Source organism: Bowmanella yangjiangensis (genome assembly GCF_018531185.1).
Taxonomy (GTDB): Bacteria; Pseudomonadota; Gammaproteobacteria; order Enterobacterales; family Alteromonadaceae; genus Bowmanella; species Bowmanella yangjiangensis.
On record NZ_JAHDJU010000001.1, the window covers coordinates 539,044 to 559,843 of the forward strand.

The 20,800-nt window shown below is 49.6% G+C and carries 20 protein-coding genes; 14 read left to right on the top strand and 6 right to left on the bottom strand.

Annotated features, from left to right (window positions below):
- Positions 1–38: 38 nt before the first annotated feature.
- The gene (locus KJY73_RS02510; RefSeq protein ID WP_214339999.1) at positions 39–3,206 is read right to left on the bottom strand and encodes a TonB-dependent receptor; all 3,168 of its coding nucleotides are present in this window, start codon (positions 3,204–3,206) and stop codon (positions 39–41) included.
- Between the two features lie 996 nt (positions 3,207–4,202).
- Here KJY73_RS02510 and KJY73_RS02515 point away from each other — a divergent pair.
- The 6 genes from KJY73_RS02515 (at position 4,203) to KJY73_RS02540 (ending at position 8,231) form a co-directional block, all read left to right on the top strand.
- Positions 4,203–4,580 carry a nuclear transport factor 2 family protein gene (locus KJY73_RS02515; RefSeq protein WP_214340001.1) on the top strand — a complete coding sequence of 126 codons (378 nt, stop codon included), beginning with the start codon at positions 4,203–4,205 and terminating at the stop codon, positions 4,578–4,580.
- 77 nt (positions 4,581–4,657) lie between these two features.
- Positions 4,658–4,843 (top strand): hypothetical protein, encoded by a 186-nt coding sequence (locus tag KJY73_RS02520; protein WP_214340003.1) that lies wholly within the window; start codon positions 4,658–4,660, stop codon positions 4,841–4,843.
- 46 nt (positions 4,844–4,889) lie between these two features.
- Complete coding sequence (locus tag KJY73_RS02525) at positions 4,890–5,243, top strand: Fis family transcriptional regulator (protein ID WP_214340005.1); 354 nt, start codon at positions 4,890–4,892, stop codon at positions 5,241–5,243.
- A gap of 151 nt (positions 5,244–5,394) precedes the next feature.
- The gene (locus KJY73_RS02530; protein WP_214340007.1) at positions 5,395–6,795 is read left to right on the top strand and encodes an MATE family efflux transporter; all 1,401 of its coding nucleotides are present in this window, start codon (positions 5,395–5,397) and stop codon (positions 6,793–6,795) included.
- A complete protein-coding gene (locus KJY73_RS02535) occupies positions 6,779–7,285 on the top strand; it encodes a hypothetical protein (RefSeq protein WP_214340009.1) in 507 nt (168 codons plus the stop codon). Before KJY73_RS02530 ends, KJY73_RS02535 begins: the two co-directional genes overlap by 17 nt.
- 208 nt (positions 7,286–7,493) lie before the next feature.
- Complete coding sequence (locus tag KJY73_RS02540) at positions 7,494–8,231, top strand: Lcl domain-containing protein (RefSeq protein ID WP_214340011.1); 738 nt, start codon at positions 7,494–7,496, stop codon at positions 8,229–8,231.
- A 67-nt stretch (positions 8,232–8,298) separates the two neighbouring features.
- Here KJY73_RS02540 and KJY73_RS02545 read toward each other — a convergent pair whose 3' ends face one another.
- Positions 8,299–8,679 (bottom strand): YciI family protein, encoded by a 381-nt coding sequence (locus tag KJY73_RS02545; protein WP_214340013.1) that lies wholly within the window; start codon positions 8,677–8,679, stop codon positions 8,299–8,301.
- Between the two features lie 93 nt (positions 8,680–8,772).
- Positions 8,773–9,165 (bottom strand): hypothetical protein, encoded by a 393-nt coding sequence (locus KJY73_RS02550; RefSeq protein ID WP_214340015.1) that lies wholly within the window; start codon positions 9,163–9,165, stop codon positions 8,773–8,775.
- Between the two features lie 127 nt (positions 9,166–9,292).
- Here KJY73_RS02550 and KJY73_RS02555 point away from each other — a divergent pair, with 127 nt between their 5' ends.
- Positions 9,293–9,901, top strand: a complete 609-nt coding sequence (locus KJY73_RS02555) for a DJ-1/PfpI family protein (protein ID WP_214340017.1) — start codon at positions 9,293–9,295, stop codon at positions 9,899–9,901.
- Between the two features lie 17 nt (positions 9,902–9,918).
- Here the strand turns inward: KJY73_RS02555 and KJY73_RS02560 are convergent, their stop codons facing one another.
- The 3 genes from KJY73_RS02560 to KJY73_RS02570 form a co-directional block, all read right to left on the bottom strand.
- Positions 9,919–10,287, bottom strand: a complete 369-nt coding sequence (locus KJY73_RS02560) for a DoxX family protein (protein ID WP_214340019.1) — start codon at positions 10,285–10,287, stop codon at positions 9,919–9,921.
- Complete coding sequence (locus KJY73_RS02565; protein WP_214340020.1) at positions 10,284–11,201, bottom strand: sigma-70 family RNA polymerase sigma factor; 918 nt, start codon at positions 11,199–11,201, stop codon at positions 10,284–10,286. The genes KJY73_RS02560 and KJY73_RS02565 overlap by 4 nt, the downstream gene beginning before the upstream one ends.
- A gap of 190 nt (positions 11,202–11,391) precedes the next feature.
- Entirely contained in the window at positions 11,392–12,147 is a 756-nt protein-coding gene (locus tag KJY73_RS02570) for a DeoR/GlpR family DNA-binding transcription regulator (RefSeq protein ID WP_214340023.1), read from the bottom strand.
- A gap of 144 nt (positions 12,148–12,291) precedes the next feature.
- On the opposite strand from KJY73_RS02570, the gene KJY73_RS02575 reads away from it, so the two are divergent.
- The 7 genes from KJY73_RS02575 to KJY73_RS02605 all read left to right on the top strand — a co-directional run bounded on the left by KJY73_RS02575 (position 12,292) and on the right by KJY73_RS02605 (position 20,787).
- Positions 12,292–12,954 (top strand): HAD family hydrolase, encoded by a 663-nt coding sequence (locus tag KJY73_RS02575; protein ID WP_214340025.1) that lies wholly within the window; start codon positions 12,292–12,294, stop codon positions 12,952–12,954.
- Positions 12,954–13,229 carry a SemiSWEET family transporter gene (locus tag KJY73_RS02580; RefSeq protein ID WP_214340027.1) on the top strand — a complete coding sequence of 92 codons (276 nt, stop codon included), beginning with the start codon at positions 12,954–12,956 and terminating at the stop codon, positions 13,227–13,229. The genes KJY73_RS02575 and KJY73_RS02580 overlap by 1 nt, the downstream gene beginning before the upstream one ends.
- Before the next feature lie 219 nt (positions 13,230–13,448).
- The gene (locus KJY73_RS02585; RefSeq protein WP_214340029.1) at positions 13,449–14,699 is read left to right on the top strand and encodes an efflux RND transporter periplasmic adaptor subunit; all 1,251 of its coding nucleotides are present in this window, start codon (positions 13,449–13,451) and stop codon (positions 14,697–14,699) included.
- A gap of 10 nt (positions 14,700–14,709) precedes the next feature.
- Positions 14,710–15,426, top strand: a complete 717-nt coding sequence (locus KJY73_RS02590) for an ABC transporter ATP-binding protein (RefSeq protein WP_214340031.1) — start codon at positions 14,710–14,712, stop codon at positions 15,424–15,426.
- A gap of 12 nt (positions 15,427–15,438) precedes the next feature.
- The gene (locus KJY73_RS02595; RefSeq protein ID WP_214340040.1) at positions 15,439–17,940 is read left to right on the top strand and encodes an ABC transporter permease; all 2,502 of its coding nucleotides are present in this window, start codon (positions 15,439–15,441) and stop codon (positions 17,938–17,940) included.
- A 175-nt stretch (positions 17,941–18,115) separates the two neighbouring features.
- Positions 18,116–19,483: a sigma-54-dependent transcriptional regulator gene (locus tag KJY73_RS02600; RefSeq protein WP_214340042.1), complete on the top strand. Its 1,368-nt coding sequence runs from the start codon at positions 18,116–18,118 to the stop codon at positions 19,481–19,483.
- A complete protein-coding gene (locus KJY73_RS02605; RefSeq protein WP_214340044.1) occupies positions 19,480–20,787 on the top strand; it encodes a sensor histidine kinase in 1,308 nt (435 codons plus the stop codon). Before KJY73_RS02600 ends, KJY73_RS02605 begins: the two co-directional genes overlap by 4 nt.
- The last annotated feature ends 13 nt before the right edge of the window (positions 20,788–20,800 follow it).

The window sequence follows — 20,800 nt, forward strand, 5'->3', positions numbered from 1 at the left end:
GCTACAAAGGTGCCTGCTTTTAGACTAATGAGTAGTAATTAGAAGTCTACGCCGAAGTTAAGGTAGGCTGTTCTGCCGAACAGATCGTAACCTATACCCAGAGGCACGTTTCTGTTAGAGAACACACCGCCGTCATCAGCCTTAGGTGGAGCTTCATTCAACAGGTTGCGAATACCAAAAGTCACACTGTAGTTGTCTTTAGACCAGTTCAGAGATACGTCATGACGATAGTAGTCTTCGGTATACCAAACCGGGCGGCATTGAACGTCTAGGCCGTCACAAGGCGCATAGCCGCCATCAAACTCTTCAGGCTTATCCAGCTCACCTGCACCAATAAAGCGAGTGATCCAGCTCAGGCGGAAATCATCGTAGCCAAGTGACAATCTGGCACTAGCACGCCATTCCGGCATCGCAGGTTCACCAACGTTGTCATCAATAGTGCCAAGAATATCAGAGACCTGCTCCTTCATCTGTGTGGCTTGGATGTCCAGTACAACATCAAGTGCTTTACCGTCAAAAACAAACTCTTGATTGTAGTAAAGGTTGTAGTCAAGGCCTTTAGATGTATACAAACCCGCATTGATGAAGCTAGCGTCGATCAATTCAATACGACCGGCTGAATTACGCGTGATTCTGCTACAGAAACCGCTGCTGCCATCTGGAACCTGCTCATTATCGTAGCATTGGTTGATAATGTATTGTCTGTTAGGTTCAACAATCGCGTCGGTGATTTCAATATCGTACCAAGACATAGAGAAAGTTAACTCAACGTCTTCGATGAAGGGCTGTTCAAATACAAAACCATAGGTTTTAGCGGTTGAGTTTTCTTCTTTTAGCTCCTCAGAACCACCGGTTACAATCTCGGTATTAATGTTACCTGTGAAGCTGGTTCCGGTCAGACCCAGTCCCAATGCTGTAGGATCAACATTGTTATTTGAACACGCTGTCATTACTCGAGCTAAACGGGTTTCTTCAGCTGCGTCGTAAGTTGATGGCAGGTTAGGATCTAGTGATTCAACACGAGCGGATTCAGGCACGACACAAGGATCGAATACGCTGTTGAATCCCGTGGTTCCATTCAGGAAGCGTTCTCTCAGGTTCGGAGCACGATAGGATGTTCCTTTTGTACCACGAACAGTAAACCATTCGACCGGGCGATATACCATTTTCAGGCTGTAGGTACTAGCGGGGTCGTAATAGCTTTCATCTGTCCAACGACCAGAAGCGGTCAAGGTTAATTCTTCAGCCCACTCTTTACCGCGCAAGAGAGGGAATTCAAATTCGGTAAAAACTTCCCGCATGTTACGTGAACCATCTGCACCCTGGTCGGTGAAGTAGTGCAAAAGCAGGCCTTTAGACGCTACGTCATTGGGGTTTGATTCAATTTCATCTTTGCGGAATTCAGCACCGAACACCATTGGCACGACTTCATCATTCCAAGGCAAGCTGAACAAGTCACCGGTAACGTATCCACTGATGATGCTCTGTTTAACTTTGGTTTCCATGTAACGTTCGGTGAACAGGTAATCTTCTTCGGCTTCAGTGAATCGGCCACCACCCAAAGCAAACATATTGTCGGCAAACAAGTTTACAGGTACGCAGCCATCTGAGCCGTTACCACAGCTATAAGAGCCGTCCTCGTTAAGAACGGTAGTATCCAGTGAATGGTATAGGCGTTCAGCATTGATACCATTTCGGCTGTCCTCACCATTCGAGGCGCTATAACCGGCGTAGACTTCATATGCCCAGTTCCCTAGCCCTATGTTGTCAAACGCACCAATGTTGCCTTTTACACCTGTTAATAAGCGGTACTGCTCAACATCAATCTTATAAACATCACGGTCGCCCTGTATACCATTCAGAAGAGGTCTGGTACGTACACCACCTCGGTCAATACCGATGGATGCCTCACAGTTAGGGGCAAAAGTGCCACAAGGATTGAATGGGTTAGTTTTTGGGACCCATGGGAAAATCTGAGCTCCTGGCGCGAAAAACTCACTTTTACGACGCGCGTACAGTGCTTCAAAGAACACTGTCGTATCGTTATCATCGCCAAAGCTGTATTCACCATTTGCCATCGCTGAATAGCGTTTCAGCGGGTTAATAAAATCGGCGGAATTGGCACGATCTGTTCTTTCATACCCATAGTAAGGGTCTTGGAATGAGAAATCCTGTAATCCGTCTCCGTTACCATCAACAATGGCAGAGTCAGGAATGCCGTCACCGTTGCCATCAACCGCTACCCAATCTGGGAAAAGACCTGCATATACAAATGGTACTCCTGACTCTGAAAAATTCGGGATGCCGACGTTAGTGGAGCCTGGAGTATGGTAGAGACTTCCCCAGAAGTTCTCAGCCTGAATCCTGTTGGTCAATGGGAATAAGTAGCAGGAATCAACCGGATTACTTGATGGTGATACACTACGGTATTGAGTCAGTTTGTTACCTTGCTCATCTTCATAGTACATTTCTGTACAGTCACCGGTAAATTCATTCTGGCCAAGTGACTGACGGCGCTGGTTGTTGTATTCCAAACCTACGGTGATAAAGCCGTTATCGGTTGTTTTTCCCCACATGGCAGAGAGCACTTCTTCTTCTGCTCCGCCAGCTTGAGGATTAGAGTATGAACCTTCCAGCTCAAACCCTTCCACATCTTTACGCAGAATAATGTTCGCAACACCAGCAATGGCGTCTGACCCATAAACGGTTGATGCGCCGTCGAACAAGTTTTCTACTCGCTCAATCATGACGCCGGGAATAAGATTTAGATCAGGAGATACTGGTGCACCACCTACACCAGCTGGTGCAATGCGGCGGCCATTCATTATTACTAAAGTGCGTTCTGCACCTAAACCACGAAATCCGATGGTCGAGGCACCAGGACCATTATCCAGTACGAAGCCACCAAAACTATTGTCAATTTGCAAACCTGAAGCTTGGTTTGTTGTTTGCAGCATATCTTCTGCGTTGAACAAACCCATCTCACGAGAGATTTCACCGCTAATAACTTGAACTGGTGAGGCGCTAGAGAACTCGGCTTTACGAATACGTGAGCCTGTGACGGCGACCTTCTCGATCACTTCTTCTTCTAGCAAAGAGTCGTCACTTGGCTGTGTTTCCTGAGCAAAGGTAGCTTGGCTGATGCTTACTGAGCCCAACAGCAGTGAGTATTGGACAGCTTTAGCAATCCTATTTTTTCTTATCATGGTGTTTCCCTTTATGAGTCATATGCCGGATAGATGTCTCTTACCCGTTTATACTATTTGTGCTGAGATGTGTGTTCTGACTAGTTTTTCTTGACCTTTGGGTCATACAGCACAGGCAATTTTTATTATTTCTGAAATGTAAATGCAACAATATGTATCAATTTGTGTTGGCTGAGGTGTTTCTGACTTGCTTGTTGAACACTCAGTTATATGCTCGGACAGGATTTTGCCACTTTAGCATCATGACAACGCTAGGCTGAGTCGCATGGAGGATGAGGGACATCATTGCCATTAGTGTAAGAAATGTTTTACAAATCACAAATAAAGGCGAATCTTCGTTTATAACTTTTTTATCTTGTTATCTCTGGCAAGTTATAAACATGGTTTTACAGCCGATTGTGAATGGCTCGTGCAGCGAATTGTTTGCTTTATCCCGCCTTAATATCAGCGTCTTTGCTCTTTACTGGCATTTTTGTGCATGTGTTTGTTAGGGCAAACAGTTAGTTTATCGCATAGTTTGACTTGAGTTCCCGCTCCAGTGTGATTGGTAAGTGTGGTGCAGATAGAAAAATATCAAACAACTGCAGACCATTTTAAAATTGCCAGTTGACCTCCAATTTTATGTAACTTAATTCTTTCAATCAGCAAGGAGTTCAATATATGGATGAATTTTATTGAGTCACAAGCAGATATGCCTCGCCGGTAACCAGTATGATGACCTAATGTCTCGTTGGCATGTTTGCCTTTCCCTTTGCTATAGGTTTTTTGGGGATTGAGATTATCTTCGCGGTGATTCTTTTTCAGGAAAGTAACAAGGCGATAGCTTTAACGTGTATTGAATCCTAATGGGTAACGGACGGCTTGCGCCTTCTTGATTTTGTTTGTCACCGCAACGTGAAAGAATACAGACAGCCTCTTCGCATAACGATTATCTTCGCTGACAGAGCTCTATTATAGGGTGCGCCAGCGCTTTTTTATCTTCAGTTAGGAACTTAAATGACCACGCAGCTTTCCAGGCAAGAACAGCATACCGCTGAGGTGATTGACCGCCAATTGGATGCCTATAACCAGCGCAATATCGAAGCCTTTGCAGCGACTTATCATGAGGATGTGGAAATCTACCGCTTTCCAGGCGGGTTGGATTATTGCGGTAAGAATGAATTGATTCAGCGCTATGGCAGCAAGTTCGCCAGGTTGAAGTTCCTCAAAGCAACCTCGCTCCAGCGTATGGTGCAGGGCAATATTTTGGTCGACCACGAACTGGCCGAGTCGGCCAGTGTCAATGCCGAGCAGATTGATGAAAGAGTGAAGGTAATTGTTGCCTATGAAGTGGAAGAAAGGCTGATCCGCCGCGTTACCTTTATGCAAGGCTAGCCAATAGGGCATTTTGCATAACCTAAACATCGATAACATGCCGAGTACGGCAACAACCTTCCAAGCAGACAACATTTATGGCGACCGATACCATCCAGTTTTCCATTTTGATGGCAATGATTTTTGCATTGGCCTATATAAGCCGAAAAACCTATGTATTTGTTACTAAGGGGACTTTTGATAGAAGTTGTTCCGTTTTGGAATTTATTTCACTGATGGCACTCTCTGTGGTGCTCAGTTCTGCATTAGGCAAGCTGTTGTAAATCCTTAGTGTTCCGAAAAGAACCCATGTCAAACCGGAAACCGACAATGAACAAAACCACCGCTAAACTGGAACAGAATTTAATCAATGCCCTGACCTTAGCCTGTGAGGAATTTAAGCGCTGGGATATCGGTTTTGACTGGCTGACTCATACGGTCAGCCACAACCGTTTTCCTGACAGTCTGGTGGTGAGCTGCGTGTTCTTGACCCAGGCGCAGATGCAGCAAGTGTTAAGCGATAGTCTGGACGCCAGAATGCGAAAGGAAATTCAGACCCGGCTGCTAAAAGCAGGTATCCGCCCTAAGGATATCCGCCGCAACGTACGTATGGACAACGAACAAGACTGCGCTGCGCAGGACGGCGGCAACTGGGAAGCCAGGCTGCAACGATTTCGTGGTTGACATCATGATTCTGAGGCCTATCATTAGCGCCTCAGGTGACAGAGACGCCTGTCCGCAGAAGATGAATTCACTCTGATAATCCCGATAGAACGGTTCAATTTGAACTAAGTTGGCTTTGCGGAATGCCATAAAAACTTAGGAGAATTGAATTGTGACTAGCAATCGCGATGTCGGCACGACATCCACCTCTTCACTACTTTCGTCCCCTGCCGTGTTATCTGTGTTTATTAAACTCAGTGTGCCGATGGCCGTGGGGATGTTGCTAAATGGCATACACACTTTAGTGGACGCCATGTTTATCGCGCGTTTTATCGGCTCTGAAGCCTTTGCTGCCGTATCGGCTGTGTTTCCTTTGCAGATTGCTCTGGTGTCTCTGGCTGCGTTATTCAGCAATGGCGCATCTGTGTTGTTAAGCCGAAGCCTTGGGGCTGGGCGCTCGCAGGATAGTCAGCAGATCATTGGTACGGCGAGCAGTCTGGCACTCGGATTTGCCTTACTGGTGGCCTTGCTCACCCTGCTAGGGGGCCCTTGGCTACTGGGGGTGATGGAGCTAGAAGGCAATCTGTATCAGCACGCCTGGACGTATCTGACTATAAGCGGGCTGGGCACTATTGCGCTATTTAGCTTGTCCCTGCTGGCGGATATTCATCGCGGTGTTGGAAACAGCAATGTGCTGTTTGTGACCATTTTGCTCGGGGCTGTTATCAATATTGTTTTGGACGCGGTGTTTATCATCGGTCTGAACTGGGGCGTTGCAGGCGCCGCCTATGCTACTTTGCTTTCACAAGGCTTGGCCTGGCTTTATGCGCTGTCTGCGCTTGGGAGTAAGCCTTCCTTACGTGCGGCATTAAAACCCAATTGGCAGAGCTATTGGGCTAAGCATATTTTGCTGCAGGGTTTGCCCGTGACACTGATGTATTTGGGCGGCGCCCTAGTGATGCTGACCTGTACTATTCAAATTGCCAGATTGGCCAGTGTGCAGGGGGAGGATCTGTTAGCCGCTTACGGTATTCTGGGCCGAATCAGTATTTCTATTACTTTGCCGTTGATTGCCATGACTAACAGCTGCCAAACGATGACGGCCTATCATGCAGGTGCTAGGAACATGAGATTGGCTGGCCGTAGCGTTAAATTGACCCTGATATGCACCACCGGGTACTTAAGTATGATGGCCTTAACACTGGCCCTGGCCATGCCAACTATTGCAGGAATATTCAGCCATGACGTAATGGAAATCAACATGGCGAGCGACATTGCCCACTTACTATATATGGCCTTACCTATTGCAGGAATAAGTGCTGTGGCCATTGCGACCATGCAAGCCTTGGGTAAGCCTCTTTTGGCATTGCTTGTGTCCATGGCCAAAACCTATCTGTTTATGATTCCTATGCTGGTGGTGTTGGCCAGTTGGATGGGATTGGATTTAATGTGGTACGCCTTCCCGGGGGCAGAACTGATGTCAGTGGCCTTGGTGACTTGTCTGGTTGTACTTAATCGCCGCAGTTTGTGGCCTGCTACAACAGTGGAGGTGGATCATGCAACTGGCCGTTAATGAACTGAAAGTACGGGCGAAAAAGCTGCTTAAACAGTTAAGAGAAGGGCAAACACCTGATTGGTTAAGTCGGTCAAAGCATGTGCAAAACGAACCCTGGCAGCTCAAGCACTGTCAGGGACTATTGGCTCGCCGCTTAGGCTTTAAGGACTGGCACCACGCGCAACAAGTGTTGAGTGGCACACAGTTGTCCGAGGCGGGCGATGACTTTGGCAGCTTCTGGTATGAAAATGCCTGCGGTAGCTTGGTTAACCTATGGTTTGCGCATTATCAAGAAGCCGCCGAGGCGTTGGCCAGTCATCCGACGTTTTGTCTGTATCCCTACAAAAACCAGTTTGTGGTTGCCGCGCCGCTCTATGCTGAAATTATTGGCTTACCGGCAGCTGACAGCCCTGAGTGGCAGAGAATGTCACAAAATCTGCTGCAGGGGTATGGTAGTGAAGCCTGGGACAAACTGGCTTTGGTCAGGCTAGAGCGGAAGCTGGCGTAGGTAGCACTGCTATTTGTCGTTAGGGGGCACAAGCTTGGGTTTGTGCCCCCGTTACTGTTATGCAAGCTGTTGAATGCATGGCTAATTAGTAAAAATTTAGTGTTTAGCTTGCCCTGATTAAGGGCCTTTTAGCATTTCCCCACTTTTATTCAACGTACCATTCGCTATGCAGATTCACTTTGTTTTCTTTACATAACGGATGAGTAATATGTTTATTAAAAATGGGATACGCGCAAGCCTGCTGGCCCTTGGCTGGTTTGCCAGTATGTCGGCCCAGGCGGGATTAATTGACCGTGGTAACGGCATGCTATATGACGATGTGCTGGATGTGACCTGGCTCCAGGATGCCAACTATGCCAAAACCAGCGGCTATTCTGACAACGGCAGAATGAACTGGTATCAGGCAACTGAATGGGCTGACCAACTGGTTTACGGTGGTTTTGATGACTGGCGCCTGGCAACCATGGATACCTCTGATGAAGGGTGTAGCTATTCATTGGTAGACAACGGCCAAACGCTTAAACATGGATATGGGTGTTCAGGTTCAAACAATGAACTTGGTTATATGTTCTACGAGAACCTGGGCCTGCATGGCGGCCTTACTGGGCAAGGGCTGAATGATCCTCTATGGCACAGAACGCCATGGCAAAGTGTGATAAATAATACGTTCGTTGACGCGTTGACAGGGGGAACCTTGTCAATTAGCAACCTGTTTAGCATGGTGTATTGGTCTTCCACTGAGTTTGCCAGTAATCCAGGCAGTGTCTGGTGGCTGGATACCAGTGTTGGACGGCAGTATTTCTCTGGTAAGTCAGGAACAGGTTACGCCTGGGCGGTGCGTGACGGCGATGTGGCTAATGTGACGCCACCCAATGACATTCCTGAACCGGCCTCTTTGGCATTGCTGGGATTGGGGATGCTTGGTTGGTTAAGACGCAAATCTTAGTTGACTTGATCTTTTGCAATAGCCCATCAAAGCGCCGCCAAGGCGGCGCTATGCGCCTTTATGCGGCTTAAGATGATTGACGTGCGGCGATCAAGCGCTCAATCTGCTCGTCTGCCGGGCGAATCTCAAACGGCCCGACCCCCACACCAGGGTGTGCAGACATAAGCTCTATGGCCTGTTGCATATTCCGCGCCTCCAGCAGCAAGATGCCTCCCAGCACTTCTTTGGTTTCAGAAAAGGGACCATCGGTAATCTTCAGTTTGCCATTGTTTTTACGCAGGGTTACCGCCTGCCCGGCACTGGCCAGAGCTTCGCCACCAATAAAGTGGCCGCCGCGGCGCAGCACATCGTCATAGGCAAAACACTTTTCCATTAACTGCATAGCCTCTTCATCACTGAAGTCCTGCCACATTGATTCATCCAGATAGCCTAAACAAATAAATTTCACGTTTGTCTCCTTTGGTTTGTTTCAGCTGTTGGTCGAATCGGCAGATAGCAAGATCGACATTTTTATAAAAACCTTACTGATTTTTATCCTGGCTTACTCACCACCCAAGAGTTTCCTGAGTTTTTCCTCTGCTAGCTCGGCTGGGGTTTTCTCTGCACAAGGCTTTACCTGAGACTCTTCTGTTGGTGGTTCTGGGCTGTCACCGAACAGTGCCGCTAATTTGGCTTTGGCAATAGCGCTTTTATCCTGATAGCCACCTTGATAGGCATTGGACGCAAAGCTGAAATAGTCGCAGAAGTTGGCTTTTTCTTTGTCATTGGGGGGCTCGGCCCGCTGCTCGTTACAGTAGCGCCCATCATAGTGTTTACATTGTTTGCAAACATGTACATCGGCGCCGCACGCATCGCAGGTTTCGCGACGTGATACAGGAAGAAGCAGTCCCTCTAAACCCTGTCCACATTGCCAGCATTGTTGTTGTTCAGCCATACATTCCCCCTCATTAAACGCGATTTCAGCATAGCCTGAATCAACCCGCTGGCAAAGCTGGCAACAACGACTCGCTGGATAAGATGAACAAGCATATGCTGTACAAAATAAATGAGAGGGAACTGACATGAAAATTGCGGTAGTGCTGTTTGATGGTTTTGAATTGTTGGATGTCTTCGGCCCACTTGAGATGTTTGGTCAATTACCAGATTGGAAGATTGTTATGGTGGCGGATAAGCCCGGTCCGGTGGCATCCGCGCAGGGGCCTTGTGCCTGGGCTGAGGAGAGCCTGGAAACCTTTGTGCGTTGTGACGTGTTGATGGTGCCCGGAGGTAAGGGGACGCGGACACTGATTGACAACCCGGACTTTATTCGCTGGCTGAAGCGCGCTGCCTTAGGAACTGAGTATCTGATATCGGTGTGCACCGGCAGCGCCCTATTGGCTAAAGCTGGATTATTGGACAGCAAGCAGGCTACCAGCAACAGATTGGCCTTCGACTGGGTAACGGCACAAGGGCCGAAAACACTCTGGCAATCTGATCAGCGATGGGTGCAGGATGACAAAGTTTTCACTTCTGCCGGTGTATCCGCTGGTATGGATATGTCATTGGCCTTTATTGCCCATCTCTACGGGCAGGAAAAAGCGCAAAAAATTGCCGATTATTGTGAATATCATTGGCTCGCCGATCCTACTGAGATTGACTGTCAGTCACCCAGCCCGGGCTCGTCTGACTGAACCCGGCCAGTATCGGCTTATTTAAGCGGGGCCAGAACTAGTCGTCCGTAGCTGATAAATAAACACAAGGCCGCCAAGGGTAACCAGTAGTAAAGCGGACCGGCATTCGTTTCACCCGACAACCAATGCAGCATGCTGAACAGCAACATGCTCGCTGCAATCACTAGCGCAGCCAGCGGGGCAAGCATAGCGCCGGGTTTATATAACAGCGGCACAATCAAGCCCAGACAGCATAACAGTTCAATTACACCCAAGCCGAGCCAGGCTGTATTGGGAATGGCGGCTAAAGACGGCATTCCCTGAGCGGGGTTACTGAATTTCCACAGCGCACCTATGGCGGTGTGTATGGCTAACAATATCTGCAAGGTCCACAACAGAATATTCATGCTTGTACTCCTTGCGCCGCCTCTGCCGACTCTTGTTCAATCAGGCGGATATCCATGTTATCCAGTCTGACTCTGTCCATCACAACATCAATGCTGGTGATCTGCCCGTCTGTTATGCCAAAGCAAAACGCCACCATAGTTGTGCCATTTGCCCCCCAGCTTGCGCCCGGGCGACCGTCCAGCAGACAAAGCATGGCACCCTGGGCTTTGCCTTGAAGGGCATTGGCCACCTTAGTTGCCCCCGACATTTCAGCTTCAAATTGCGGTGCGCCTTTAGCCTGATTGGCTTTGGTAACTTTAAGGGCCGTGGCATCCGCGCGCAGTATGGCATCCGGGTGAAGTAAGCTCAGCAGCGCCTGAAAGTCTCCTTGTCTGGACGCTTGCAGAAAAGCCGCAACCAGATGCTGTTGGTGTGTATCATCCTGTCTGCTTGAGCTGGCTCCCTGGACCTGACGGCGGGCACGGCTGGCCAGTTGCCTGGTGGCGGCCCCAGAGCGCTCGATAATAGGCGCAATGTCGGCAAAGCTAAGATCAAACAAATCATGCAGGACAAAAGCGATACGCTCCGGCGGTGAGAGGGTGTCTAGAATCAGCAACAGGGCCGGCCCTAGTGAGTCTGCGATCAGTAGCTCGGTTTCCGGTCCTTGTTGGTGGTCTGCTGGCAAGTCTGGCGCCATATCCTCTGTGTCAGGTTTGCGTGCCCGTAACTGGTCCAGGCAAATACGCGAGACGACGGTAATCAACCATCCGTGCAAATTGTTTATCTGTCCGGCGTCACTGCGATTGAGTCTGAGCCAGGCTTCCTGCACGGCGTCTTCGGCTTCATTGCTTGAGCCCAGCATCCGATATGCCACCGATTGTAGGTGTTGGCGATGGCTGTTGAAACGCTCTGCCAACCCGTCCTGTTTGTTCATGGTATGTCCCGTATTGTTTAAGTGTTGATTCACAGCCCCAAAGGACTCAATCAAGATGACGAAAAACACTATATCAATGTGACAAAAATAGCGGTTTTATTTTTAATTTATTGAAAATAAAGAAGATAAATTGAATGCCAGTAGGTAGGGATTAGGTCACAGCAAGTCTGGCTGAACAGGTGCAATCAAATCACACCTGCACAACCTGTAAATTGCGCTCTTGCAGAGCCTGGACCATAGTTGCATCGGCGTCCAGATCGGTGATCAGTACATCCAAATCCCGAATATTAGCCACCTGATGGTTGGAAATCAGCCCCAGCCTATCTGGCCCTCCCATCACCACGGTTCTATCAGACTGTTCCACGGAAATACGCATGACCTCTGCTTCTTCCATATATTTCGCGGTAAATCCCCGTTCCGGGTGCAGTGCACAGGCACCGGTAAAGTAGATATCAAAACGCATTTTTCGCAGCATATTGCAGGTTACCGCGCCAACGCTGCGCAGTGCAGGTTTAAAGAAGCTACCACCAACCACAATGACATCGGCTTTGTCATGATGCATCAACTCGCAGGCGATAAGCGGGCAGGCGGTGACAACCGTCAGACGCATATCCCTGGGTAGGGCTTTGGCCAGATACAAACAGGTTTCACCTGAGTCGAGCAATATGGTTTGTCCAGCCTGCAAATAGTTAAGGGCTGCAGTGGCGCGCTTTTGCTTGTCCGGGTGTTTTAACTCCAGCCGGTCGGCGTAATCCGGCACATCCAGTTGCAATGGCAGGGCGCCGCCATGCACCCGGCGTAGCAGTTGCAACTCGCCGAGGCGATTGAGATCCCGTCGAACTGTGTCTTCAGATACGCCTAGTTGCAGGGCTAAATCGGCGGCATAGACACGGCCCTTGTCATTCAGTTCTTTAAGGATCAGAGATTGACGTTCGGCCAGTAGCATGAATTTTCCTGTTTTTGCGTGTTCTTGCCGATTTTACTTGATAACCCGGCATCAGCAAGGGTATATTTTGCCTGTTGTTGCATGAATGTGCTTTTTTATGCCTGATTTCAGGCGGTTTTACGCATTTCCCGGTAAGGAGTGTAAATGGTTTCTTGTGCTTTTGACCTCGACGCTTATCAAGCGGTGATCTTTGATATGGACGGCACCTTATTGGACTCCGCCGAAGCGATTCGTCAGGTTTGCAGCCGTTGGTGTGCTATCCATCAGTTGGATGTGGAGCAGGTGCTGGCGATGTGCCATGGCTCCAGAATCCGTGACTTCCTGCCCGAGTTGGCTCCGCACCTGGATGCTGATTTGGAGGAGGCCTGGCTAAATGCCGAGGAAGCAGAAGAAACAAACGGCATTGTGCCCATAGAGGGTGCCCACGCTATGCTCAGATTGTTAGAACAGCGCGGTACCCATTGGGGTATTGCGACCTCCAGTGCCGGACCAGTTGCCCGAATGCGTCTTGGTACTGTGGGTTTTCCCATCCCACAAGTGTTAATCACCGCCGAATATGTGAAGCGCGGTAAGCCCGATCCTGAGCATTTTGAGCTGGCTGCCAAACATCTTAATGCCGAACCTGACCGTTGCCTGGCCTTTGAAGATTCAGCCAACGGCGTCGCCGCGGCATTAGCTGCCGGCTGTGATGTGGTGGTGGTCGGGGAGGCAGGACAGTATTTGTACCCGCAACATCAGCGTATTGTCGGCAGAATTAGTGACTATCAGTCCATATTGGCGGTCATTGAACAAGTCGGAGTGCGTTGATGGAGAACGTATCCAGGTTACAGATGCAGGAAAAGTACTGGGATATAGCCGGTATTATCATTGGTTTGATGGGCTGTCTGGCCCAACTCACTCAGGTTGTCAGTGAGTGGCAGCGTAGTGATCCAGGTAATATGTCACTGGCCTTTGTCATCGGTTACTGGCTGGTGTTCGCGTTTTGGTTGGCCTATGGCCTGTTTTTTAAACGACCTGCCATTATTGTAACCAACAGTATTGCGTTGTTGCTGCAAAGCGCGCTGTTAATCGCGCAGTTTTAATTGCATACCGGGCTGGTGCTTTGGCCCTCTCTCGTACTTAGCCCGGTAGCTTCTCCACTCATCCCATTTTTGGGATTTCCCGTTTGAGTAACCGTCCCAAAACCGGGACGTGACAATGCTTCTTTTTCTAGTCTTTATTTAACTATTTGTTTTATAGATAATTTTATACTTGGCACGGCATTCGCTATACCTGTGCAATGTTAATAGTTAGATGTGCCAATGGATATCGTAAGGAATAAACCCTCAAACTCCACTCAGCAGAAGAAATGGCTGGTGGGTGCATTGTTTGCCGTGATACCCGTACTGGTTTATGTACTGGGTTTTTCTGGAGCCGGAGGTCATCCGGTCGAACGCGGCAGTGTGCTGCTGGATCAGGTGCATCGGGGCGCTTTTGAGCTGAATATTCGTGGGACCGGTTATTTGGTCTCTAGTGATATCCGTTGGATTGCCAACCCGGTTGCAGGACGCGTAGAGCGCATTCTGGTGAAAGCCGGCGCTGAGGTAAAGCAAGGTGACTTGCTAATGGTGTTGACTAATCCACAACTGGAACAGCAGTTGGAGGAAAGTCGCTGGCAGTTGCAGGAGCTCGAAGCGCAAACTCAGGCCGACTTAGTGCAGTTTGAATCGTCTTTACTAGACCAAGAAGCCGCGGCTATTTCTCAGCAACTGGATTATGAAAAAGCCCTGTTAACCCTCAATGCTCAGCAAACCTTGTTAGATCAAGGCGCGTCTTCTGTATCGGATATTGAACACCAGGAAGCCAAAATACATGTTCAGCAGTTGCATAAACGTTGGCAGGTAGAACTGATGCGCTTGGAAAAAACCAAGCAGAACCTGGACGCTCAGCGAAAAGCTCTGCAGGCGAGGCTGGAACGCAACAGACGTATTGTAGCTCGCGCCGAGCAGCAGGTAGAGGATCTGCAGGTACGTGCCAGCCTCGACAGCATAGTGCAGGAAATGCCCATGGAGCTTGGCCAGCAGGTCAGCATTGGTACCAACCTGGCGAAGCTGGCGCGTAAAGGGCAGTACATTGCAGAGCTGCGCATTCCTGAAAAACAAATTCGTGATGTGGCTATTGGGCAGCCGGTCGTCATTGACACCCGCAGTAGCAAAATTAGCGGCTCTGTTATGCGTATAGACCCGGCAGTAACGAACAGCACTGTGCAAGTGGATGTGGTGCTTAACGGCCCTATGCCCAGGGAAGCCAGACCCGATCTCACGGTAGAAGGTGAGATCTCGGTGGCGAACATCGCCGACACCTTGTATGTACGCCGTCCTATGTTCGCTCAGGATAACAGTCAGGGGCATGTATATAAGGTTGAGGGCAACACAGCGGTTAAGGTTCCCGTGCAGTTTGGCCGGATGTCCAGCCAGTACATCCAGATTCTCAAGGGTCTGTCTGTCGACGAGCAGATCATAGTCTCTGATGCCAGCGCCTGGCAGGAGCACAGTCAGATTCAACTTCATTAAGGAAATAACAATGACAACTAAGCCTTTAATTGACCTGCAAGGTATTAAGAAAGTCTTCTATGCCAATGACATCGAAACCCACGCACTGCAAGACATTAACCTGCAAATTAACCGTGGCGAGTACGTGTCGATATCTGGTCCGTCTGGTTGTGGAAAGTCCACCTTACTGTCCTTGTTAGGTCTGCTGGATACCGCCAGCGAAGGCAGTTACACCCTGGCTGGTACGCCTACTACCCATCTGGACCGTGCCCAGCGTGCACAAATCAGAAACAAGGAAATTGGTTTTATTTTCCAATCGTTCAACCTGATCAGCGAGTTAACCGTTGAAGAGAATGTGGAGTTGCCGCTCACGTATCGTAAGGACCTGAGTGTCAAGCAGCGGTCGGAGATGGTTAAGCAGGCCCTGGCCAGGGTTGAGATGTCCCATCGCCTTAGCCACTTTCCTTCTCAATTATCCGGTGGTCAGCAGCAGCGTGTTGCTATAGCAAGGGCAATTGCTGGCAGCCCATCGGTGCTGATGGCGGATGAGCCAACAGGTAACCTGGATTCCAAGAACGCCCAGATAGTGATGAATCTACTCGATGAATTACATGAGCAGGGTGCAACCATTTGTATGGTGACGCACGATCCACGTTCTGCCAGCCGGGCCAAGCGCAATATTGAGATCTTCGACGGTAAGGTGGTATCCGATCACCCCGTGGTTGTGCCTTCGGCACTGGCAGTGTAGGGGGCGGTGCTTATGTTTTCCTGGATAGATGTTAAGTTTGCCTTGCGCCTGTTACTTAAAAAGCCGGTCTTTACCGCCACATCAGTATTGATAGTGGCATTGGGGCTGGCCATGACAGTGTTTAGCTGGTCACTTCTGAACAGCTTGATTTTTTCCCCGCTGAAATTGGGGGACGCCGAACCTGTTTATGCCCTGGAGGGGCAGTTTGAAGCAGAGCACGCTTTTCGAACCGGCGCGACACCTTGGGATTTTGATCTGCTGCGTAAAGAAACCAGCTTATTTGCCCAGATTGGTGTTTATCTGCAAGGCACGGCTTTAATTGGCGGGGCCAACAACCAAAGTGCCACGCGAAAATTTAATGCTGCCTATACCGAGTGGAATGTATTCGAGTTTTCCCGCGTGCAACCTATTTTGGGTCGGGGGTTTCACCCTGACGATCACAATGAGGGGGCTGAGCCTGTGATTGTGCTTAGCTATGAGGTGTGGCAGACCTTGTTTAATGGTGATCCTAAACTGGTGGGGCAAAGCATCAAGTCGGATGCCATCAGTCATAAAGTCATTGGCGTTATGCCACAAGGTTTTGCCTTTCCGGATAACGCCCAGGCTTGGTTACCCTTAGACCAGCAATACGTACGACCGACGGTGCGGGAGAGCATTGAGGTTTTCGGGTACGCGCGCCTGCAACCCGGTATTAGTGCCGATGAGGCAAACCAGCACCTGGATAAGATGGCGGTGGAGATCAAAGCCGAATTGCCGGACTCCATGTGGTGGCTGATTCCGGGGACCAGTAGCAAATATATGCATGTAGTGCCTTACAAGCAGGCTAATGCCGATGTGACTCACTACTACCCGGTGTTTGTTTCTATGCTGATTGTGGTGCTGCTGATCCTGCTGCTGGCATGTATCAATATTGGTAACTTGCTGCTTAGCCGGGTCAATGAGCGTTTCAAGGAAGTGGCTATTCGTATTGCCCTTGGCGCACCGTCAAAACGTCTGGTAATGCAAATGCTGTGGGAGTCCATCTGCATTTGTGTATTTGGCGGTGTGATTGCTTTGTTGTTGGCGTTCAGTGCCCTGGATTATGCCAATAGTGCCTTGGATAGCATGTTTGCGGTTAATCAGCAAAAGCCGTTCTGGTGGCAATTGCAGGTCGATAGTAGTGCAGTGTTAGTGCTGCTTATCAGTGTCATTGTGATGGTAGCTGTCACCGGATTTATTCCGGCCTGGCGCGCCTTACATGGTGATTTTAACGCGGTGCTACGCGACGGTACCCGTGGTGCACAGGGTAAAAAGGCCAGCCAGGCTACCAAGCTACTGGTGGTTAGCGAAATTCTATTGTCCTGTGTGGTGTTGGTAATGGCCTTTATTCTACTTTCTACCAGCTACTTCGCCGGTCATGCCGACTATGGGGTGAAGGTTGATAAACGTCTGACCGCCCAATTGGAGCTGCCTCCTGAATTATTTCCGATGAACCAGGATCGAGCTCTAAGAGCGCCGGACTTGAAAAAGCGCAGCGATTTCTATTACCAACTGAAAGATCACCTCGAAAAGCAGGACAATGTCGAAACAGTGATTTATATGACGCAGTTGCCTGGTCGTGGCGAGGGAACCAGTCATTTTGAAATTGAAGGTCGTGCTGCCGCCGTTTACGAAGAAAACCCTTACAGCAATAACGAGGGGGTCAGCAGGGACTCCTGGACTGCCCTGGGAATGCGAGTGCTCCAAGGGCGTGATTACATTGCAGATGATGCCACCGTTGAGGCAGAGAATATTCTGGTAAACGACAATATTGCCCGTGATTTCTTTCCTGATGGCAATGCCGTGGGCAGCAGGGTAAGACGAATTTCCATGAACGGCAGTACCGGGGATTGGCGCACTATTGTGGGGGTGGTATCCAACACCTACCACGGCTCAACCATGAAGACGACCAGCGCTCAGTACAATACCTATCACCTGATTGACCGTTGGGCGCCCACCCGTGTTTATTTGGCTATGCACTATCAAGGCTCGTTCGCCGAGGCGCAGAGAACCTTGCAGCACAGCATTAATGCCATCAATCCTGAAGTGGCAGCCTACCATGTGCAGTCTTACCAAAGCCTGATCGAAGAGCCCAATTTGCTGGTATCGTATTTAAGCAAAGTGTTCATTCTCTGCGGGGTTGTGGCCGCTATTCTGGCCGCCAGTGGCATCTATGCGGTGGCGGCTAACAGTATTATTCAGAAGACTCAGGAGATAGGCGTGCGTCGTGCGCTGGGCGCCCAGGATGGCCAGATTGTTGGTTTATTTTTAAAACAAGCCGGCTGGCAATTATTATTCGGCCTGGCCTCAGGTTTAGGGCTGGCATGGTTATTAATAAATGCCATCAGCCATTCCATGCTGATTAACGAGCTAAGTTTGCTGCTGGGAACTGTGCTGGTGCCGCTGATCATTGCGCTTACCGTGATAGTAGCGACCTTGTTGCCTGTCACTAAAGCGCTAAGGCGGGAGCCTGCTGACGCCTTACATCAGGAATAATAACGCTATGCTTGGTCTGGGCCACAAATTGTTGGTTCCAGGCCAGCACCTTTAGCTGTTTGCTTCGTTCACAGCGAATAGATAAGCGGCTTCAAGCATGCCTTTTCTATGGCGCATGGTAGTATGCTTTTACGGTCTGTTTAGGGAAGGCTGTGCGCCACAATAAAAAATACATATGAGTCCATCTATTCTTATTGCCGATGATGATCCGCAAGTACTCGCCGCGCTACGGATTTTTCTGGTTCCGGAAGGGTATCGGCTGACATGCAGTCGTGCGCCCGAAGATGCTGTTGCCAGCCTCACCCAGGAAGATTTTTCTGTTGCGTTAATCGACCTCAACTACCAACGCGATACCACTTCGGGCCGCGAAGGCTTGGACTTACTGGAAAAGATTAAAGCGCTGGATGAAGACTTGCCGGTGATTGTGATGACCGGCTTTGGCAGTGTCGAACTGGCTGTCGAAGCCATGAAGCTGGGCGCTGCAGATTTTATTGAAAAGCCCTGGGACAACGAACGCTTGTTGAGTATTTTGCGCACCCAAGTGCAGCTTAAAAGCAACCAGGATAGAAGCCGCAAGCTAGAGGCGCAGAATGCCTTATTACAGCAGCAGGCATCCAGCCGACCCCAAGGCATAGTGGCTGAGTCCATGGAAATGCGCCAGGTGCTGGCACAGATAGAGAAGCTGGCAAAAAGTGACATGAACGTGCTGCTGACCGGCGAGAACGGTACTGGCAAGAGCATGCTGGCCGAATATCTGCATCAATGCTCAGCACGCAGTGAGCAGGCGTTTGTTGCCGTGAACATGGGGGCCATTAGTGAGAATTTGTTTGAAAGTGAGATGTTTGGGCATGTGAAGGGTGCCTTCACCGATGCCAAGACTAATCGTATCGGACGCTTTGAACTGGCACAGGCGGGTAGCCTGTTTTTGGATGAAATTGCCAATATTCCCTTGTCGCAACAGGCTAAACTGCTGAGAGTGCTGGAACAGCGCCAATATGAAAAACTGGGCAGCAGTAAAACGCTGTCGGCCGACGTGCGTATTATCTCGGCAACCAATGCGTCGTTGGCAGAGCTTATTCAAAGTGGTGAGTTCAGACAGGATCTGTTGTACCGATTAAATACGGTGGAAATCCATATTCCGTCTTTGCGGGCCAGGCAGCAGGATATTCTGCCGATGGCGCAAGCATTTTTACGCCAGCATGCGGAAAAGTACCGTTTACCTATGGCGAGCTTTCATCCGGATGCCATCACGGCGCTGAATCGTTATACCTGGCCGGGCAACATTCGTGAGCTGTCTCATGTGGTGGAACGGGCGTTATTCCTATGCCAAAACCATGAGATTGCAGCAGCAGATTTGAACCTGCCGGTGTCGTTTGAAGCAGATAACGGACTGGACTTTAGTCAGGCCAGTCTGGATGACATCGAGAAGTATATTCTCATTGAGCGCATGCAAAGACATGATAACAAACCGCTGGAAACCGCCGAGTCGCTTGGGTTAAGCCGCAGTGCCTATTACCGCAGGCTGGAAAAATACGGGTTATGAGTAAGGCGGCTATTAATCTTGAACAACGTGTATTGCATATGGCCGGCTGGCTGGGCGGTGTACCGTTGTTGGTGCTGGCGCTGGTGCTGCTGTTTCATCCCTGGTACTGGGCAACCAAGCTACTGATCTTTTTATTGTTGAGTACTTTTGTTTTGTTGCTGACGGATAAACTCAGGCAAAAGGTAGTGGCAACCTTGCGCGACTCCAACAGTATGTTGGAAGCCATGTCCAAGGGCGAAGGTAATATGCAGATGGGGGCGGCGGAAGGTGTATTAGCCGAGCATTACCAGTTGCTTAACCAATTTGCACAGACCCTGCATGAGCAGCGCCTGATTAGTAAAGAGCAGCATCTGCTGCTGCAAAAAGTCAGCTTTCACATTGATGTGGGAATTATTGCGGTAGACAGTGAACATCATATTGTCCTGATGAACCCCGCTGCCGAACGTTTACTCCAGGTCAGCTTTGATAAGTGGCAGGGCTGGCCGCTGGTGCAACTTGGGGTAAATGAGGCCATCAACAAGCCTGGTTCGCATCTGATGAAGCTCAAGTGTGGCCAGGACACTAAGCAAGTTTATGTGGTTACCGAGAAGTATCTGGAAAATGGCAAGCCGCATTATCTGCTGTTTATTACCGATGTTCAGCACCTGCTTTATGAGGAAGAGCGGCAAGCCTGGCAGAAATTATTCCGTGTACTGAGTCACGAAATCAATAACTCCCTGACGCCCATCAGTGCCATCAGTCAGGGGTTGAGTAAGCAATTGCAAAACACTGCGCAGCCGCCAGAGCTACAGCAGCTGGCCGAAGGCCTGCAGGTGATTAATGAGCGTGCCCAGGGCCTGAACCAATTTATGAAAAGCTATCAGCAATTAACCCGCTTGCCACCCCCGGAAAAGCAGCTGTTGGTATTGGAAGACCTGGTCGCCAATGTGTGTGGTCTGTTTGAGCAGCCTATTGATTGTCGGGGCGAGGCTATCAGCTTATACGCCGATCCTGCACAAATTCAGCAGGTGTTGGTGAATCTGGTTAAAAATGCATTGGAGTCGGGTAGTGACAAGCACCCCGTGCAGGTTGTCATTGAATGGCGCAGACAATCTGGAAAACTGGTGTTGGATGTGATGGATAATGGTCTTGGTATTCAGAACCCCGATAACCTGTTTATTCCGTTTTACAGCACTAAGCCCGGCGGCAGCGGTATTGGTTTGGTGTTGTGCAGACAGATTGCCCGTAATCATGGCGGCGACTTGCAGCTTACCAACCGAGACTCGCAACCCGGTGCGCAGAGCCGCTTGCTATTACCGCTGTAACGGCCGGGTGATT

Coding starts and splice junctions, on each gene's coding strand:
- KJY73_RS02565 (WP_214340020.1), bottom strand. CDS start 11,201: ATGAACAAACAGGACGGGTTGGCAGAGCGTTTCAACAGCCATCGCCAA.
- KJY73_RS02580 (WP_214340027.1), top strand. CDS start 12,954: ATGGAGAACGTATCCAGGTTACAGATGCAGGAAAAGTACTGGGATATA.
- KJY73_RS02550 (WP_214340015.1), bottom strand. CDS start 9,165: ATGGCTGAACAACAACAATGCTGGCAATGTGGACAGGGTTTAGAGGGA.
- KJY73_RS02570 (WP_214340023.1), bottom strand. CDS start 12,147: ATGCTACTGGCCGAACGTCAATCTCTGATCCTTAAAGAACTGAATGAC.
- KJY73_RS02540 (WP_214340011.1), top strand. CDS start 7,494: ATGTTTATTAAAAATGGGATACGCGCAAGCCTGCTGGCCCTTGGCTGG.
- KJY73_RS02555 (WP_214340017.1), top strand. CDS start 9,293: ATGAAAATTGCGGTAGTGCTGTTTGATGGTTTTGAATTGTTGGATGTC.
- KJY73_RS02585 (WP_214340029.1), top strand. CDS start 13,449: ATGGATATCGTAAGGAATAAACCCTCAAACTCCACTCAGCAGAAGAAA.
- KJY73_RS02605 (WP_214340044.1), top strand. CDS start 19,480: ATGAGTAAGGCGGCTATTAATCTTGAACAACGTGTATTGCATATGGCC.
- KJY73_RS02560 (WP_214340019.1), bottom strand. CDS start 10,287: ATGAATATTCTGTTGTGGACCTTGCAGATATTGTTAGCCATACACACC.
- KJY73_RS02600 (WP_214340042.1), top strand. CDS start 18,116: ATGAGTCCATCTATTCTTATTGCCGATGATGATCCGCAAGTACTCGCC.
- KJY73_RS02520 (WP_214340003.1), top strand. CDS start 4,658: ATGGCGACCGATACCATCCAGTTTTCCATTTTGATGGCAATGATTTTT.
- KJY73_RS02535 (WP_214340009.1), top strand. CDS start 6,779: ATGCAACTGGCCGTTAATGAACTGAAAGTACGGGCGAAAAAGCTGCTT.
- KJY73_RS02575 (WP_214340025.1), top strand. CDS start 12,292: ATGGTTTCTTGTGCTTTTGACCTCGACGCTTATCAAGCGGTGATCTTT.
- KJY73_RS02510 (WP_214339999.1), bottom strand. CDS start 3,206: ATGATAAGAAAAAATAGGATTGCTAAAGCTGTCCAATACTCACTGCTG.
- KJY73_RS02590 (WP_214340031.1), top strand. CDS start 14,710: ATGACAACTAAGCCTTTAATTGACCTGCAAGGTATTAAGAAAGTCTTC.
- KJY73_RS02525 (WP_214340005.1), top strand. CDS start 4,890: ATGAACAAAACCACCGCTAAACTGGAACAGAATTTAATCAATGCCCTG.
- KJY73_RS02515 (WP_214340001.1), top strand. CDS start 4,203: ATGACCACGCAGCTTTCCAGGCAAGAACAGCATACCGCTGAGGTGATT.
- KJY73_RS02595 (WP_214340040.1), top strand. CDS start 15,439: ATGTTTTCCTGGATAGATGTTAAGTTTGCCTTGCGCCTGTTACTTAAA.